Raw genomic sequence first — 17,256 nt, 5'->3', positions numbered from 1 at the left:
TTGAGTTTAATGATGAAAACACCTAATTTTATACATGAAAAAACCAGCCAGGTAAGCCTGACTGGTTAATATATTTTTATTCTAAAATCTGTCAACCTATTTTAGGACGACTCAATAACCATAGAAAAGAGTTTTAGGGCAGTTGGTGCACGATTATTTTTTTAACAGGAAAAAACAAAACGTTTTTCGTCACTATTTTATATGGTATTCGTCACAAAGCATTGATTTTAAAAGGATTTTTGTGTTTTTGAAAATAGTTTTGCAGCATTAACCTTAAAAACATTTTATGAAAAAAATTTCAAAATTATTGCTTGTTTTAGCCGTAGGACTTATGGCTTCCTGCCAAACAGAGGATGTAACTTCTGTACAAAATGATGAACTTTCCGGGACACAGGAAAAAACCGGAAGCCGTTACATGAGTTATGGCGATGTGGTGACAATAAACTACAATCTTACCCGTAAATTTCTTACGGCGGAATCCAATGGGGATGCTACAATCAATAAACTATGGAACACCACAGCACCGTGGCTGAACGATGTTTGGATGCCCTGGGCAAAATTTAAAATTGTAAACCCGAATAATGTGAATTCTACAGCCGAAGTAAAAACCGGGGATGAAGTTGCATTCCGATCTTTGCAGAATAATATGTATTTAGTAGCAGAATCAGTAGATGATGATGTGAATGTAAACAGAACGGCTATAGGACCATGGGAGAAATGGAGAGTATATCCGCCGAGTAATGTAACCACAGGAAAATCGGTTTTCTACAGTTCGGTTGGTTACCTGGCTTCGGTATCGCTTTTATCGGTTTGGGATAAATATTTGCGTCCGGATGCTGCTAATAATGCTAAAGCAGGTGCCGGTTTTGACCCGACGGTTAGTGTATTGGCAAATGCCAACTGTTTTACACTATCGAAACAATAATTGAAAAAGGCTGTCAAACGACAGCCTTTTTTTATTCTTTTCCTCCATCCAGCTGTTCCTGCCAGTCTTTTAGTTCCTGCCATTTTCCTTCATAGGCCATACGTGCCTGACGCGGCCAGGTAGCAGGATTGTGAATAACGAAACGTTCGCCGGCTTTGTGTAAGATTTCATTGCACCGGTCTACCGATATTTCAGAAAGTGCCTTCCAGGAAAATATGCCGGAAGTGTTGAATAATTCTTCTATTTTCGGACCAATGCCTTCAATTATTTTTAAGTCGTTTTCCACTATTTTTCTTCCGAAAACAGTAGCGGCCACAGTACCGTCAAAAGGTACTATAGCAGCGGCAAAGCCCATGGACGAACCGGTTCCTTTTGCTTTTAAAGCTTCCAGTTCGGCGGAAAGATTTACGGATTTTGTGCGGCATTTGTCTAATTCATGCTGTAATTGCTTAGTGTTATCGTTTTTTGAAGCGCTCACTTTTCCAAGTAAATAGCCTAATAATGCGCAGATTAAGCCTACTAAAATCGGGATGATTATACAAGGTGTATTCATAGTTTATAAATATTAGGTTAGTTAATTTTTACAACAGTTCGTCTGTTTTTTGCCTGTCCTTCTTTAGTGGCATTATCCATTAAAGGATCATCCGGGCCTTTTGAGGTACTGTTTATTTTTTCGGCAGCAATGCCGTTATTCACCAGATAGCTTTTGGCAAAATCGGCGCGTTTTTGTCCCAGATGGATATTGGTTTCCCTGTTGCCGATATTGTCGGTATAACCCACCACATCGAGTTTGGCATTTTCCACATGATCAATATAGTGGAGCATGTCGGCTACTTTCTGACGGTCTTCTGCCGTTAAATCAATCTGGGTTTGCCCGGTATTGAAATAAAGCGTTAACGGGCTGGCGTTGATTTTCTCTTTTAAAGCCTTCCAGTCTGCTGCCGGAGTGGCGGTTGCTGCAGCCTGTTCCAGAACGGTAAAAGCAACCGGGCCGAATAAAGTGTCGTTCGTGATGCTTAAATCGTCTTTTACTTCACCGTTTATTTCAATTTTGGCCGATGAAATGCCCTGGGCAACAAAATAATTCTTCACATCATTTGCGCGGGCGAAACCTAAATTAGGGAACATGGAGTTATTGACTTCGTCTTTTGTGGCAAAACCGGTAATTTTAAGGGTATTTCCACCCTTGTCAAAGAGTGTTTTGAGGGACGTGATCCCTAAGTTGATCGAGTCGTTTACCGGAAGTAATTTTTTAAAATCATTCTTTAAAAAGTTGAAATTGCTTTGGGTGGTAAAGTCTATTCCGTTGCCTTTTAATAAAAATGGAGATGTAGGAGGCAGATTGTCCTGAACTGTTGCAACGTCTTTTTTACAACACGCCCGGTCACAATTCATACAGCAAAGTCTGTGATATAAGAAACAACCGATAATTATGGTTGCCAGTATACCGAGAAGATAGGTGGCTTTTTTTGACATATCGATTAAATTTGAATGTTTAAATCAAATTTAACAAAAAATACCTATTATGTTTTAAATAAAAGTTAAAAAGATAATTTTTTAATTATTTTAATCCTTTGAGATTGAATATTTTTTATTTGTTCAGCAGCCATATATTGGCATTTAAAACGCCTGCAAAAGTAACCCAGGCTAAATAGGGCAATAATAAATAACCGGCAATTTTATTGATTTTCTTAAACTGTATATAGGTTTCGTAGATCATCAGCCATAATAAGATCAGTTCTACCATAGCCAGAAGGATGTTGTGCAACCCAAAAAACAGGTACGACCATAAAGCATTCAGCGCGAGTTGGATCGCAAAAAAGATCAAAGCTTTTTTAACGGCTTCTTTTTCAAAATCAATCCGGTTCCATACTAAACCGGCTGCAATGCCCATCATAATATATAAGGTTGACCATACCGGAGGAAATAACCAGTTGGGCGGATTGAAAGAAGGTTTTACCAAAGTAGGATACCATGTTTCAATACTGGCGCGGGTAACAATGCCGGAGAAATAACCGATAACCAGACAGGTAACAACAACCATTAAGATGCGGGTGATTTTTTTCATGATGCAGATTTTGAGCTTCAAAAATAAGCTAATTCTGTCGAATTTTTCCAATTAAAGAATATCTCAAAAAAAGTATCTTTGCCTAAATTTTTGATTTATGTTTTTAGAAAAGGATTTTGTTTATCACGCTGCGTTGACAACAATTGATAGTGGAAATTTTGAGTGGAGTGCACCCAGTAATATTGCTTTAGTGAAATATTGGGGGAAAAAGGACAACCAGATTCCGGCCAATCCCTCAATAAGTCTGACCCTTAACAATTGTAAGACCATAACCAAACTGGCTTTTGCAGCAAAAGAAGACAAAACAGCTTTTTCTTTTGACTTGCTGTTTGAAGGAGCGGTAAAAGAAGCTTTTAAACCGAAAATCCAGAAATTTTTTGAGCGTATCGAACCGTATTGTCCGTATCTGAAAAACTTCCATTTCACAATAGATACCTTAAATACATTTCCGCACAGTTCCGGTATTGCTTCTTCCGCATCGGGAATGGCCGCTTTGGCGATGAACATTATGAGCCTTGAAAAAGCCTTGAATCCGGAAATGAACGACGATTATTTTTACCGGAAAGCCTCTTTCCTGGCGCGATTGGGTTCCGGAAGTGCCTGCAGAAGCGTAAAGGGAAGTGTTGTGGTATGGGGAGAACAAAAAGATATTTCCGAAAGCTCCGATTTATACGGAGTGACTTTTCCTTCGGAAATTCACGACCATTTTAAAAATTACCAGGACACGATTCTTTTGGTGGACAAAGGCGAGAAACAGGTTTCCAGTACGGTAGGACATGATCTAATGTTCGGGCATCCGTATGCCGAAAGACGCTTTGAGCAGGCGCATACCAATCTGTCGTTAATGAAAACCATCCTGGAAAACGGCGATGTGGCAGAATTTATTAAAATTGTGGAAAGCGAAGCATTGACGCTGCATGCGATGATGATGACTTCGATGCCGTATTATATACTGATGAAACCCAATACGCTGGAAATTATTAACAGCATCTGGAAATTCAGGAATGCTACCGGTATTCCGGTTTGTTTTACGTTAGATGCCGGTGCAAATGTACACGTGCTTTACCCTCAGAATGTAAAGGAAAAGGTGTTGGAATTTATTACCAAAGAATTAATTGGCTATTGTGAAAACAGTCAGTACATTTGTGACGAAATTGGAACGGGATCCGAAAGGATAAAATAAACCATTTTAATAAAACTTTTTCAGTACCTTTATACTAATATTTCATTGTATAGCGTTACTAAAAGCAGGAAACAGAACTATGAAAGGACCACTTTTTTACTCAAAAATTTTACTCTTCGGAGAATACGGGATCATTAAAGACTCTAAAGGCTTATCTATTCCTTATAATTTTTACAACGGAGCTTTAAAAGTTGCTGAAAACCCAACGGAAGAATCTGAAAAATCCAATGCAAGTCTGAAACGTTTTGCATCTTATCTGGATGATCTTCAGGAAGAATATCCGGAATTGGTGACCTTTAATATAGCGGCTTTAAATGCCGATGTGGAACGCGGTATGTACTTTGATTCCAGTATCCCGCAGGGATACGGAGTAGGAAGCAGCGGTGCTTTGGTAGCGGCGATTTACGATAAATATGCCCATAATAAGATAACGGTTCTGGAAAACCTGACCCGTGAGAAACTATTGCAGTTAAAAAATATCTTTGCCCAGATGGAATCGTTTTTCCATGGCAAAAGCTCCGGTTTGGATCCTTTAAACAGTTATTTGAGCCTGCCGATTTTAATTAACTCAAAAGACAATATCGAACCAACGGGAATTCCGTCGCAAAGTACGCAGGGCAAAGGTGCTGTGTTTCTGATTGACTCCGGAATTGTAGGCGAAACCGCCCCGATGGTGAATATCTTTATGGAAAACCTGAAAGATCAGGGATTCCGAAAAATGCTGAAAACACAATTTGTAAAATATACCGATGCCTGTGTGGAAAACTTCCTGCATGGCGATATGAAATCCTTGTTTTCGAACACCAAAAAACTTTCAAAAGTGGTGTTGAATAACTTTAAACCGATGATTCCGGAGCAATTCCACCAGGTATGGCAAAAAGGAATCGATACCAACGATTACTACCTTAAACTGTGTGGTTCCGGCGGTGGCGGTTATATTTTAGGATTTACACAAAATCTGGAAAAAGCTAAAGAATCCTTAAAAGATTATAAACTAGAAGTGGTTTACCAATTCTAATTCGTAACTTTTTTGCGTTATTTGGAAGACGTTCCGAATATCGAGAACTTTAACTGCTAGCCTATAATGCTTACCCGTAAATCCAAATTGACTTTAATGAAAATCCTCAGTTTGTTTTCTGTGGTACGCGGTTATAATATTCCTGTAATAGTTTTAGCACAATATTTATCGTCAATTTTTATACTCGCACCCGAAGAACGGGCGCTGGACATTATATTGGACTGGCGGCTGTTTATCATCGTGTTCGTGTCGACGTTAAGCATTGCTTCCGGTTACATCATCAATAATTTTTATGATGCCCAGAAAGATTTAATCAACCGTCCCAACAAATCCATGCTGGACCGTCTGGTAAGCCAGAAAACCAAACTAAAGGTTTATTTCGGACTTAATTTCCTGGCAACAGCTTTGGCTTATATTGTTTCCTGGCGTGCTGCATTTTTCTTTGCAACCTATATTTTCCTGATCTGGTTTTATTCCCACAAGCTTAAAAAATATCCAATAATCGGGAACCTTACGGCAGCATTACTGGCCGTATTGCCGTTTTTCGGAATACTCCTGTATTTTAAAAACTTCTACCATGTGATCTTCGCCCATGCCGGCTTTTTGTTTTTACTGATGCTGATCCGGGAAATGATCAAAGACCTTGAAAATATCAAAGGCGATGTCGCTTCGAACTACCAGACAATACCGGTTCGTTTCGGAGAAAAAATATCCAAACAGATCATTACCGTATTAACGATAGCCACAATTTTACCGGTTTTTATCCTGGTTGAAAAATATGATGTGGGTTATATGGACATCTATTTTTATGTCGCACTAATCATCCTGATGTACTTTATCCGGCTGTTATGGAAATCGGAAACACAGCGCCAGTACATCCAGCTGCACAATATTTTAAAATCACTTATTGTGGCAGGAGTGTTCTGTATTGTGCTGATTGATCCTACCGTTTTGGTCAATGGAAAGAAACTGCTTTCCTGCCTGTAAACCCTATTTCCATCTTTAAAACATACTTTTTCAGTACACAACGAGATAAATACTATCTTTGCAAAAATTTTTTAGCGAAATGAATAACGGAAAAGGAAATAATAAAAGAGGTACTTCATCGGGAAAACCAAGTTTCGGGCCTAAAAAGGCTAAGCCATCGGGAGGTTCTTCTTTTAAGAAAGATGATAAGAAAGGTGGTTTTTCAAAACCAAAACCTTCTTTTGACAGAAAACCAAAGGCACCTAAAGCTCCAAAAACACCAGGTAATCCGGACGAAATACGTTTAAATAAATACATCTCTAATTCCGGAGTTTGCTCCCGTCGTGATGCGGATATTTATATCCAGTCCGGAAACGTAAAAGTTAACGGTGAAGTGATCACAGAAATGGGATACAAAGTGAAACTGAATGATGTGGTGAATTTTGACGGAACGGTAATCACTCCTGAGAAAAAAGAATACATCCTGTTGAATAAGCCAAAAGGATTTACAACAGCCGGCGACGGTGATGTAAACACCAGCAATGTACTGGATTTGGTGCGTAATGCTACAAGAGCAAGATTGCAGGCAGTAGGGCGTATGGATAAAACAACCACCGGTTTGTTATTGTTTACCAATGATACCGACATGGTTCGTAAATTCACGATCCCGAACCAGCGTTCTTCAAAAGTATACCAGATATCGTTAGATAAAAACCTGAAATACGAAGACCTGGAAAAAGTGGCAGGCGGACTGACAATAGAAAATCACCGTGTTTTTGTAGAAGAGATCTCCTATATTGAAGAACAGCCAAAGAGTGAAATCGGGTTAAAAATGAAAACATCCAACGTAAAAGTAGTGCGTTCTATCTTCGAACATTTGGGATATGATGTTTTAAAAGTGGACCGTGTTGTTTTTGCAGGATTAACGAAAAAGAACCTGCCAAGAGGAAACTGGCGTTTCTTAACAGAACAAGAAATTATCAATTTAAAGAATATATAATGATAAATCCTGAAGCGCGCTTCGGGATTTTTTTACACCTTTTATGACATCTGAAACATTACAATCGATTGCTTTTCGCTGGTTTGAAGCTTTTAATACCAAGCAGCTTGACAAATTGTTATCCTTATATGACGAAGACGCAAAACATTTCAGCCCGAAATTAAAGATCCATCAGCCGGAAACCAATGGTCTGGTGGTAGGAAAAGAAGCAATGCGTGCCTGGTGGCAGGATGCTTTTGACCGTTTGCCTGGTCTGCACTATAAAGTAACATCGCTTACGGCCAATACCGACAGGATTTTTATGGAATACATCCGACAGGTAAACGGAGAAGAAGATATGCTGGTTGCAGAAGTACTCGATGTTAAAAACGGAAAAATAATCGCTTCCCGTGTGTATCACGGATAAAGCATAAAAAAGCCCCGGATATCCGGGGCTTTTTTATGACTGCTTTCTTAGTTCTTTAATAACTTCGCGCCATTATTAAGACCTCTTTTGTTTAATAAAGGAGTAATATTAGGCTCTTCACCTCTGAATTTTTTATACAAAATCATCGGATCTTCCGTTCCGCCTTTTTCAAGGACGTATTTACGGAACGCTTTTGCTTTTTCCTGGTTGAATAATGTCGTGCTTTTAAACGCTTCAAAAGCATCCGTGTCCAACACACCCGACCAGATATAGCTGTAATATCCTGCCGAATATCCGCCGGAGAAAATATGACTGAAGTAGGTACTTCTGTAACGCGGAATGATCGCACCGGTCAACCCGATTTTTTTCATTGCATTGGCTTCAAAAGTATTGGCATCCTGACTGATATTCCCGGTTTGGGTATGGTATTCCATGTCCAGTAAAGAAGCTGCTAAATATTCTACCGTAGCAAAGCCCTGATCGAAAGTTCCTGACTTTTGTAATTTTTCGATCAAAGCATCCGGGATTACCGATCCGGTCTGGTAATGCTTCGCATACATTTTTAATACTTCCGGTTCGGCAGCCCAGTTTTCCATTACCTGCGATGGTAATTCTACAAAATCTCTCGGTACCGCTGTTCCTGCCATACTCTGGTAGTTCACATTCGAAAGCAATCCGTGTAAGGCATGTCCGAATTCATGGAAAAAAGTAGTTGTTTCGTCAAAAGTTAACAAGGTAGGTGCATCTCCCACCGGTTTGGAATAATTGCAAACAATGGAAATTACCGGAGGAATACGTTTGCCGTTTTCCATGCGCTGCGGACGGTATGAAGTCATCCAGGCACCGCCGTTTTTAGAAGAACGGGAATAGAAATCCATATATAAGGTACCCACTTCCGTGCCGTCCTTTTCCATAACTTTCCATACCGTAACATCGTCATGGTATTTTGGAACATCTTTCAGTTCTTCAAATTTTAAACCGTAAAGGTTTTCCGTAACTTTAAAAATTCCTTTCTGAACATTGGCTATGCTGAAATACGGTTTTACTTCCTGTTCATCCAGGTTGTAACGCTCCTTGCGGATTTTTTCGGTATAGTAACGCCAGTCATACGGCTGTACCTCACCGGAAACACCGTCGGCAGCCATCATTTTTTTAATATCTGCCGTTTCCTGTTTGGACTTCTCCAAAGCCGGTTTCCATAACTTGTTCAGCAATTCTGTCGCTTTTTCAGGTGTTTTGGCCATACTTTCTTCCAGTACGTAGGCTGCATGGTTTTTATAGCCCAATAAGCGTGCTTTTTCACCGCGAAGATTTGCCATCTGGATCACGTTCTGCTTGTTGTCAAACTCATTGTTGTTGTTACCGCGATTCTGGTATGCGGTCCAGATTTGCTTGCGGAGTTCGCGATTGTCGGCATATTGCAGAAATGGCATTACGCTGGAATTGCTCAGAGTGAACACCCATTTGCCTTCTTTTCCGGCCGCTTTAGCCTTGGCAGCAGCAGCAACGATTAATTCATCCGGCAATCCGGCCAGGTCTGCTTTTTTGTCGATAACCAATTCGTAAGCATTGTTTTCTTTCAGGATGTTGTTTCCGAATTTTAACGACAATAGGGACAGTTCACTGTTGATCTTACGCAGTTTTTCTTTATCGGTTTCCGATAAATTCGCGCCGCTTCTCACGAAGGCTTTGTATTTTTTCTCCAGTAAACGGGTTTGTTCCAGAGTGAGTTTTAAGGTTTTTTGTGCATCCCAAACTGCTTTTACACGCGCAAATAATTTTTCGTTCAGGTAAATGTTATCGTTGTGTTTGGAAGAAATAGGCGCCATTTCCTGGGCAATGGCCTGTAACTGGTCGTTTGTATTGGCAGAACTCATGTTGCCGAAAACGGTCGCCACCCTGTTTAATAGCTGTCCGGCATTTTCAAGTGCCAGTATGGTATTGTCGAAAGTCGGTTTGGCCGGATTGTCTGCAATGGCATCGATCTCTTTTTGATGCACTTTGATACCTTCCAGCAATGCCGGTTTGAAATGTTCGTTTTTTATTAAATGAAACGGAGGAACTTCATAGGGAGTGTTGTAGGCTGCCAAAAGCGGATTGGTCGGGTCTCCGTTTTTTTCAGACCTATCGTCATTCCCCGAAAGCAGGGACATTCCTACAGTAGTAAGAATCAGAACAGTTTTTGTAATCATGAGGATTATTTTGATTAGTTTGACATGTAAAAATAACAGAAAAAGCCATAAGAGCAGATTCTCCAACATTTTGTTAACGAATTTTTATGAAGTCAATAAGGAATATTCTGTTAAAATTTCAAAATTAGATAGTACTTTTGCAGTATGAAAAGCAACATTAAAAATATAGCCCTCAAGACAGTAAAGATTACAGGGATAACCATTGTAAGTATATTACTGCTTTTATTTTTAATTCCGTTATTATTTCCGGGCACCATTGCCGAACAGGTAAAGAAGGCTGCCAACGAAAAACTGGATGGGGAACTGGACTTTAAAGAAACGCACTTGTCTTTCTACAAGCATTTCCCGTCGCTTACGGTTTCGCTGGACGAATTTTCGTTAAAAGGCTCGGCGCCCTACAGAAATGAAACATTGGTTGCGGCCAAAGAGGTGGCTTTCGGGATCAACCTGAAACGCCTTATTTTTGACAACCAGGTTAGTATTGATGAGATCTATCTGTCCGATGGACTTGCGAATATTATGGTTGACGAAAAAGGACGGGCGAATTACAATGTTTATATTTCCAATGCACCGAAAACAACTTCCGATACGACTTCTGCTTCCATCCGCCTGGACAGAATCGAGATAAAGAATGTTCACTTAAAATATACCGACCTTTCTGCCAAATTAGCCATTGAGGCAAAAGACTTTAATTATATCGGAAAAGGTGATTTGGATAAATCCATATTCGACCTGACGACCAAAGCACGGATCGGCTCACTGGATCTGGCTTTTGACGGGGAAACCTATCTGAAAAACAAAGTAGTTAACGCCGATCTGTTAACCCGTATCAACACCAATTCCTTATCGTTTGTATTCCAGCAGAACAACCTGAAAATTAATAAACTTCCCGTCCAGTTTATCGGGAAACTGAATTTCTTAAAAGACGGATACGATATTGATATCCATGTGGAAACAAAAGACAGCAAGCTGAACGACCTGTTTACCGCTTTGCCGCCGGCTTATGTGACCTGGCTGGAAAAAACAAAAGTAGAAGGGCAGACCGATGTGCTGTTCACCTTTAAAGGGATTTATAATGCTTCGCAAAACAAAAAACCGGATCTGGGTCTGGATGTGAATATCCGTGATGGTTTTATCGCTTATAAAGACACGCCGTTTCCAACATCGAACATCTTTTTAAAACTAAAAACCCGATTGCCGTCTTTGGATCCGAACCTGTTGGAGATCGACATGGATTCCATCCATTTTAATGTCGGGAAAGATTTTATGAAAGGAAAACTGTATTCCAAAGGAACTAAGAGCATCGCTTTGGATACGGATATAAAGGCCAAACTGGATTTGGAGAAACTGAATCGTGCGTTGGGTCTGGAAAAAGTAGAATTAAAAGGATTGCTTACTTCCAGCATAAAAGCCAAAGGCGATTATGATGCCGCTAAAAAGCTGTTCCCGGTTACCGATGGTTTTATAGCCGTTCAAAGCGGAAGGCTGAAAACACCATATTACCCGAATCCGATTGATTCGATCCGGATCAATGCAAGAATAAAAAATACGACCGGAAGCTATAAAGACCTGATGGTTAAAGTAACGCCGGCATCGTTCCATTTTGAAGGAAACCCGATATATGTGGCTGCCGATTTATACAATTTTGAAGACCTGGCGTATAAAGTAAAAGCCAAAGGCGAAATTGATGTGGCAAAAGTGTACAAGGTGTTTAAGCAGGAAGGACTGGATGTTAAAGGATATATCAAAGCCGATTTGTTTTTACAGGGGAAACAGAGCTATGCAACTTCCGGGCAATACGGTAAAATGAACAACAAAGGGACGTTATTGCTGCGGGATATCAATGCGAAATCACAGTTTTTCCCGAAACCGTTCCTGATCAAAGAAGGACAGTTTAAATTTGACCGCGATAAGATGTTTTTCAATACGTTCCTGGCAAGTTACGGACAGTCGGATTTTGCGCTGAACGGACAGTTGCAGAACGTTATCAATTTTGTACTGAATGATAAGAGTGTACTGAAAGGAAATTTTACGGTTAACTCCGGTTTGTTGAATATTAATGAATTTATGGCTTATAATCCGGAAGGCAATAAAAGCAATAATTCGAAAGTGAGCGCGAAACAGGCACCGCCAAAACAAGCTACCGGTGTTGTTATGGTGCCGTCCAACCTGGATGTTTCGGTTACTGCAAATGCTAAGAAAGTGGATTATGACGGCTTGTTACTGGACAATATGACCGGGAAAGCCATCGTTCGGAAAGGAAAGCTGATATTGCGCAATGCCGGTTTTGGAATCATTGGCAGCCGGATGGCTATTGACGGGGTTTATAATGCGGTAACAGCCGATAAAGCCGATTTTAATTTGCATTACCGCGCCAAAGACTTCGATGTACAGCGTGCTTATAAGGAAGTGAAATTATTCCGTGATCTGGCTACCTCTGCCGAAAAAGCAGAAGGAATTATCGGAGTGGATTACCGGTTACGGGGTGTGCTGGATAACAGCATGCAGCCGATAATGCCTTCGTTAAAAGGACAGGGAACACTGTCTGTCCGGAAAGTGAAGATCAGCGGACTGAAACTGTTTTCGGCTATCAGTAAGAAAACAGGTTCTGACGGTATCGATAATCCGGATCTGAGCGAAGTGGAAATCAACTCAAAAATTAAAAATAACGTTATTACGATTGATGAAACATTAATCAAAGTAGCCTTATTCCGATTGAAATTTAAAGGGGAAACCAACTTTGCCGGACAGATGAATCTGAAAATGCGTCTGGGACTGCCGCCATTCGGATTAATCGGTATTCCGGTAGTGATCACCGGTAATAAAGACAATCCAAAAGTGAAAGTGTTTAGCAAAACCGGAGAAGACGTACAGGAAACGGAATATAAAGGCAATGTGCCCAATACAACACCAGTTACGCCGGGCGAACCGAAAGCACCGAACAGCAATGATGCTAAAGAGGTAAAAGATACCCAAAAAGAAAATTAAACAGCAGCCACTCGAATGAGTGGTTTTTTTGTGGCCTCAAATTTTGATGCATAATGAATAGGTGAGAATAATCTTTTTATTAAGTTTACAGAACCACAATTTTAATAAGCTTAGAATTACAAAATGATTTTTTTGAAATAGAAAAAGCAAAATTCCCAAAAGAAAACAGATTTCAGATTATTTAGAGGATTTTAAAATGCTATAAATTGATATTGAATGGAAAAATCAGCCCCAAAACCGGTAAACAGGATCAGCCATTTCATCTGGATGGTATGGGTCGGAACCTTGATTTTAACGTCCTGCTCCGGAGTTCAGAACACCCGGTTAAGATCCCAGCTGTACACGAGCAACTGCAACCAGCAGAATGTGTATAACTATACCGTTGCAGCGATGCCCAAACCGATACACACTATCGAGGTGGATACGGTACTGAAATCCCGCTTCAGCTTTAAAAGCCTGAATGCGGCAAATGCCATCGGAATTTTAGACCTGGTAGCGGAATATGTGACGGCACAAAAAAAGTACAGCGAAAATAAAAGCATCGAAAACAGGCTTTCCATCCTGGAAATGTCTCAAAAAATAAACCAGCGGATCAATATGGCGTCACTGGAAGTTTCGGCAGTTTCTTCGGAGATGGATTGTGAAGAGGAACGTACGAGCCAGATTGCCGACTATCTGAGCGGAAAAGAGGATGAAACGGAAAGTAAGCTAACGGTGGGCGCTATAGTAGTGGGCGCAGCCGGAGCCATCGCTTCGGGTTTGCTGATTAATGAGGGAAATGTCGGGGATTATATCGGTATCGGAACCGGGATTACCGAAGCAACTTTCGGATTCCTGATCTTGCGGAACAAACGGAATATCGAGTTTTACCATTCCCGCAATGCCCTGAAAGATATCTGGGAAGGCGGGCCGACCTCTGTGATTTTTCCGCCGGCAGTATGGTATTACCTGAATTATCACAATCCGAACGAACCGGACAAGGTTTCTTTTCGCCGGGAAATTATTGAGAAATGGATGAATTTCGGACAGATCGAATACGAGCGTTCCAAAAAGAAAACACAGTTGATCGAACTGTATTTTGGAAAAGGCGGTAAATATTCGGCACAGGAACTGGACAATCGTGCCAATATGTATGACCAGCTGGAATCGCAGATCAACCTGATGAAACAGGATTTAAAAGCCCTGTCAATGGAACTGGAAAACCTGAAAATATAAATAATTAGATTTATTATCTATAGTTTATAATTATCTTTAAGGAGATGTTTTATAGTTTTAAATATTTCTAGAGAAGCCAATAAATAATTGTTAAAGAGAAGAGTGAATTATCAAAATGAAGCATAGAACTAAATTTATATTATTCCTATTATTCAGTTTTATATTAAGTTATTCGCAAGTGAATATATATGTATCTCCAAATGGATTAGATACTAATAATGGACTATCGGTAGAAACAGCTGTAAAAAACATTAAGAAAGGAAAGGAAATAGCAAGAGGGTTAATTGGCAATACAGCAATGACAAATGATATTGTTGTAAATATTTTACCTGGTGAGTATGTTTTAAATGAAACTTTGGTTTTTGATTCAAATGATGGAGGAAATAATGGATATTATATTATCTATAAAGCTTTTGATAGTTCCAATAAGCCTACAATTACTGGAGGTCAGAAAATTACAGGTTGGTTGCTTCATGACCCATTGAAAAATATATGGAAAGCAACAATTAATAGTGGTTTGTTTTCCAGGCAGTTATATGTTAATGGGGTAAAGGCATTTAGAGCGAGGAGTGAAGATAATTTTAATTTATTTGAAACGACTAATGGGTATTTTTCTACATGTAATGACTTTTCTACATGGGAAAATGTTAAAGACTTAGAGATTGTTTCTTGTATAAATTGGAAGACACATAGAATTCCGGTTGAATCTGTTTGTAAAAATAGACTTGTGATAAATTCTGCTTTTTGGGAATTTATACATTTAGAGAAACCTTTTAAAAGCGCACCAGTCAGATGGTTAGAAAATTCATATAACCTTATTGATAAAGAAAATGAATGGTTTATAGACAAAGCTAATCATGTTGTATACTATAAACCTTCTAATGCAATAACAACGCAAAATGCTATTAATGGATTAAATATTATAATTCCGAAATTAGAAAAACTAATAGATTGTAGAGGAACAAATGAAGCCAACGTTAGGAATATAAAGTTTATAGATCTTAATTTTTGCTACACTACATGGAATAAACCGTCGGAATTAAATACTTCAACGAATACTAATTATGGTTTTTCAACCAATTATGGAGCAGACGATACTTATCCTGTACAAATACCTGGAGCAATAGCGTTTATTTATAGTAAGAATATATACTTTATAAAAAACAGCATTAGTCATATTGGTTCTACGGGGTTGTCTTTTTTAGTTGGATCTAGTAATAATGTGATTTGTAATAATCGGGTTGAAGATATTTCAGGTAGTGGAATTTATTTAGGAGATTATTTAAACTGGCCAGACCCATGTAAAAATCCAGATCTGGATCCTGCATATTATGCTGCAAATTGTATTGGTGTTAATCATAATAGTGATTTACTTGAAAATAATCAGATTACAAATAATTTAGTGAGTAATGTAGCTAATGAATATTATAGTTGTAGTGGAATAAATGTCTCTTTTGCCCGCCAAACAATTGTAAACCAAAATACAGTAACTAACTTTCCATATACTGGAATTTCTTTTGGTTGGGGATCAAACAGATATATCGATCATGGAATCAATAATAAAATAATTAATAATAAAGTAGACTGTTATGCCCAGTTTATGGGTGATGGAGGGGGAATATATACATTGAGTAATTTAGGGAACAGTACAAATAGAGCTGAAATAAGTCATAATTATATATTGAATCAAACATCCTATTTGGGGGCTATATATTTAGATCAGGCATCTAGTAATATTGATATTCATGATAACGTCATAGATATACAACCGAGTGTTATAATTCCTGAAACAAAACAATGTATAGATAATATTGTGAGAGCTATCAATTGTCCGACATCTACATCAGCTTTGGCTATTATATATAGATCCTACAATGTTAGTATTTACAATAATTATTATAACAACAGGTACTCATTGCTTTCAAATGTGAATTATGATTCTGCGATGAATATTAATTATAATAATAACTATGGATTTGTAGGTTTTTTGAATCATTCACAGAATTCTATAATTATGAACTCCGGGCAACAATCAAATTTTAACTGTAATTAAAATTAAAAAATATGAAATTAAACTTTATAACGTTTCTGATTTTATTTGGGTTTACAACATCAATTTCATTTTCTCAATGTAATATTCCGGTTACTTTTCCTGCATCTAATGATTTGGGAGCTGGAGGAACTTTTTGTTTAGATGGTTCTCCGGATGATTCTACTCCATCTAGAAAAATTTGTTTTGAAAATTTAGAAGGAAATCTAAATTTGATATATAAGGAAGATTATAATAATAAATTGTTTTCTTTTTTTAATAATGGAACATTAAAAATTGGGGATAAAACTAATAATAGTGAGTCAAAATTAATAATTCAAGGTCCGGGTTTACCTGTTGGTAATCTTAGCAGAAGAGATATTTCTTTTGAGTTTAGTAATGGAGGAAGTGCGAAAGTGAGATCCTTTAGAGGTAATTCATGGGAGACAACTTTACAGTTTTTAACAAATTCGGCTGGTGCTACTGGTGATACACCTTCGGTTAGAATGCAAATCGGAGAGAACGGGAATGTAGGAATTGGTACTGTAACACCGAGTGAATTGTTAGAAGTTAATGGGAATGTTAAAATAAATAGTAATTATTTTAAGTTCTCTCCTGCTACTAATACTGATGCAGTTATACAGCGAACGACTTCGGGAAATTTAATTGTTAATTCCGGAGGAGGGACGTCTTCTTTATATCTGAATTTTTCACAAGGTTATGGAGCGGGTAATAATGGCGTAAATATTTTTGATGGGGGCTCTACAAATTTTGCAAAATTATGGATAACGAAAGGCAGCGGAACTGGATTAGAATCAGTAGGTGGTAATTTGGTCATAAGCCCTTCAGGAGGAAGGGTTATAATTTCTGACATTACGAATACTGCTTTGAAAATCCCAGATGGTAATTATAAATTAATAGTCCAAAATGGTATATTGACAGATAAAGTGAAAGTAGCTGTCCAAAATTCAACAAATTGGTCTGACTTTGTTTTTGATAAAGATCATAATCTAGTGTCTCTATATGAAGTTGAAAAATATATTTTAAAGAATCGACACTTGCCCAATATACCATCGGCGGAGAAACTGATCAAGGATGGACTGGATATTGCAGAAATGCAAGCTAGACAAATGGAGAAAATTGAAGAGTTAACGCTCTATCTGATTGAGATGAGAAAAGAAATAGATTCTTTAAAAAAGGAAAATTTAGAATTGAGAAATATGAATTCTAAATAAAGGTTATAAAAAAGAGTTGTTTATTTTGGGC

14 protein-coding genes are annotated in these 17,256 nt (G+C 38.4%); 10 read left to right on the top strand and 4 right to left on the bottom strand.

The annotated features are described in order from the left end of the window. The first annotated feature begins 286 nt into the window (after positions 1 to 286). A complete protein-coding gene (locus BGO42_RS01325; RefSeq protein WP_273244968.1) occupies positions 287 to 925 on the top strand; it encodes a fascin domain-containing protein in 639 nt (212 codons plus the stop codon). A gap of 31 nt (positions 926 to 956) precedes the next feature. Here BGO42_RS01325 and BGO42_RS01320 read toward each other — a convergent pair whose 3' ends face one another. From BGO42_RS01320 to BGO42_RS01310, 3 genes are all read right to left on the bottom strand, one after another. After that, a complete protein-coding gene (locus tag BGO42_RS01320) occupies positions 957 to 1,478 on the bottom strand; it encodes a helix-hairpin-helix domain-containing protein (protein WP_273244970.1) in 522 nt (173 codons plus the stop codon). 17 nt (positions 1,479 to 1,495) lie between these two features. Continuing rightward, entirely contained in the window at positions 1,496 to 2,401 is a 906-nt protein-coding gene (locus tag BGO42_RS01315) for an OmpA family protein (RefSeq protein ID WP_273244972.1), read from the bottom strand. A gap of 115 nt (positions 2,402 to 2,516) precedes the next feature. Beyond that, on the bottom strand, positions 2,517 to 2,993 hold the full coding sequence (locus BGO42_RS01310) for a TspO/MBR family protein (protein ID WP_177730118.1): 477 nt from the start codon (positions 2,991 to 2,993) through the stop codon (positions 2,517 to 2,519). Positions 2,994 to 3,090: 97 nt separating this feature from the next. Here BGO42_RS01310 and mvaD point away from each other — a divergent pair, with 97 nt between their 5' ends. The 5 genes from mvaD (at position 3,091) to BGO42_RS01285 (ending at position 7,566) form a co-directional block, all read left to right on the top strand. After that, on the top strand, positions 3,091 to 4,176 hold the full coding sequence (gene mvaD / locus BGO42_RS01305) for a diphosphomevalonate decarboxylase (protein ID WP_273244974.1): 1,086 nt from the start codon (positions 3,091 to 3,093) through the stop codon (positions 4,174 to 4,176). Between the two features lie 79 nt (positions 4,177 to 4,255). After that, complete coding sequence (locus BGO42_RS01300) at positions 4,256 to 5,194, top strand: mevalonate kinase family protein (RefSeq protein ID WP_177730116.1); 939 nt, start codon at positions 4,256 to 4,258, stop codon at positions 5,192 to 5,194. A gap of 66 nt (positions 5,195 to 5,260) precedes the next feature. Beyond that, positions 5,261 to 6,181, top strand: coding sequence for a geranylgeranylglycerol-phosphate geranylgeranyltransferase (locus tag BGO42_RS01295; protein WP_177730115.1), 921 nt, complete (start codon positions 5,261 to 5,263; stop codon positions 6,179 to 6,181). Positions 6,182 to 6,260: 79 nt separating this feature from the next. Then, on the top strand, positions 6,261 to 7,160 hold the full coding sequence (locus tag BGO42_RS01290) for a pseudouridine synthase (RefSeq protein ID WP_177730114.1): 900 nt from the start codon (positions 6,261 to 6,263) through the stop codon (positions 7,158 to 7,160). A 43-nt stretch (positions 7,161 to 7,203) separates the two neighbouring features. After that, positions 7,204 to 7,566 carry a nuclear transport factor 2 family protein gene (locus BGO42_RS01285; protein WP_273244977.1) on the top strand — a complete coding sequence of 121 codons (363 nt, stop codon included), beginning with the start codon at positions 7,204 to 7,206 and terminating at the stop codon, positions 7,564 to 7,566. 47 nt (positions 7,567 to 7,613) lie between these two features. Here BGO42_RS01285 and BGO42_RS01280 read toward each other — a convergent pair whose 3' ends face one another. Then, positions 7,614 to 9,758 carry a M3 family metallopeptidase gene (locus tag BGO42_RS01280; RefSeq protein WP_273244979.1) on the bottom strand — a complete coding sequence of 715 codons (2,145 nt, stop codon included), beginning with the start codon at positions 9,756 to 9,758 and terminating at the stop codon, positions 7,614 to 7,616. 144 nt (positions 9,759 to 9,902) lie between these two features. Here BGO42_RS01280 and BGO42_RS01275 point away from each other — a divergent pair, with 144 nt between their 5' ends. The 4 genes from BGO42_RS01275 to BGO42_RS01260 all read left to right on the top strand — a co-directional run bounded on the left by BGO42_RS01275 (position 9,903) and on the right by BGO42_RS01260 (position 17,225). Beyond that, a complete protein-coding gene (locus BGO42_RS01275) occupies positions 9,903 to 12,746 on the top strand; it encodes an AsmA family protein (RefSeq protein ID WP_273244981.1) in 2,844 nt (947 codons plus the stop codon). Between the two features lie 216 nt (positions 12,747 to 12,962). Continuing rightward, positions 12,963 to 13,961 (top strand): hypothetical protein, encoded by a 999-nt coding sequence (locus BGO42_RS01270; protein ID WP_177730111.1) that lies wholly within the window; start codon positions 12,963 to 12,965, stop codon positions 13,959 to 13,961. Between the two features lie 115 nt (positions 13,962 to 14,076). Beyond that, positions 14,077 to 16,014: a right-handed parallel beta-helix repeat-containing protein gene (locus BGO42_RS01265; protein ID WP_273244983.1), complete on the top strand. Its 1,938-nt coding sequence runs from the start codon at positions 14,077 to 14,079 to the stop codon at positions 16,012 to 16,014. A gap of 11 nt (positions 16,015 to 16,025) precedes the next feature. Next, a complete protein-coding gene (locus BGO42_RS01260) occupies positions 16,026 to 17,225 on the top strand; it encodes a hypothetical protein (protein WP_273244985.1) in 1,200 nt (399 codons plus the stop codon). The last annotated feature ends 31 nt before the right edge of the window (positions 17,226 to 17,256 follow it).

It is taken from the genome of Flavobacterium sp. 40-81, assembly GCF_001898245.1.
Classification (GTDB): Bacteria; Bacteroidota; Bacteroidia; order Flavobacteriales; family Flavobacteriaceae; genus Flavobacterium; species Flavobacterium inviolabile.
This window is presented reverse-complemented; position numbering and strand designations above follow the sequence as displayed.